This window comes from Shewanella sp. SM23 (assembly GCF_025654295.1).
Lineage (GTDB): Bacteria > Pseudomonadota > Gammaproteobacteria > Enterobacterales > Shewanellaceae > Shewanella > Shewanella oncorhynchi.
On record NZ_JAKKRM010000062.1, the window covers coordinates 1 to 756 of the forward strand.

Genomic DNA, 756 nt, shown 5'->3' on the forward strand with positions numbered 1-756 from the left:
CATCGAGCGCACAATAAACCGTTGTTGTGTGTCGGTTTTAAAGCGCAGGTATTCGATGATATCGGCTTCACGGTCACAAACCGAAATCACCTTCTGCATCTGTGGTCCCAAGCGAGTCGCCATCGCTGCTGAAGCCCGTTGCCATTTGTAACTTTCTTTCTGTTCATAATCACGTTTGGCACGTTGTTTTTTCTGGCCATAGGCTTCGCGGTCGCGTGCCCAGCGATGCTGCTCAATCAGTCCAACGACCTGCTGCGCCTTGGGTGCAAACAATAAAACCGTGTGCGCTTCCAGCCCGCTGGAATGTTTGTGGGACGTGGTATGTCCAAGTTCTTCCACGACACTTGGGTGGGTGAACTCCAACGACGTGGTGTCTTCCAGCGCCAGTAGGCAGTCAAATGGTTCGCAGGCTTGCACTGTGGCAGCAAAACCTGCCTCAGCAATCGCTGCCGGACTGATATGCTCGTTACGGACAAAGCGATAAGCGGCTTCAATGTCTGCACTGGATGAAAGAGATTGCACGATAGATTGTCCTGTATGAGCTGCAAGTTGAGCCGCCAACTGTACAAGCCGTTTGGTCCTTCGTACATCCCCTAATTTTGCGCGCTGAAAAATGCTCTGTGCCCAGAGTGATGGTTCACTTAAAAACATGGCATGTGGTATCTGAAACAAAAGGTCAGGATCAGATCAGGTTAATTAAAAATGGTTCAAAAAAATCCCCCGGGGCAAACCGAGGGATTTGTGTAGAAGAGACAG

The 756-nt window shown here is 50.1% G+C and carries 1 protein-coding gene; it reads right to left on the bottom strand.

Translation table 11 applies throughout. The annotated features are described in order from the left end of the window. Positions 1–651, bottom strand: a 651-nt coding sequence (locus L5L98_RS22285; RefSeq protein WP_263143582.1) for an IS4 family transposase, incomplete at its 3' end; no start/stop codon positions are given. Positions 652–756: the final 105 nt, after the last annotated feature.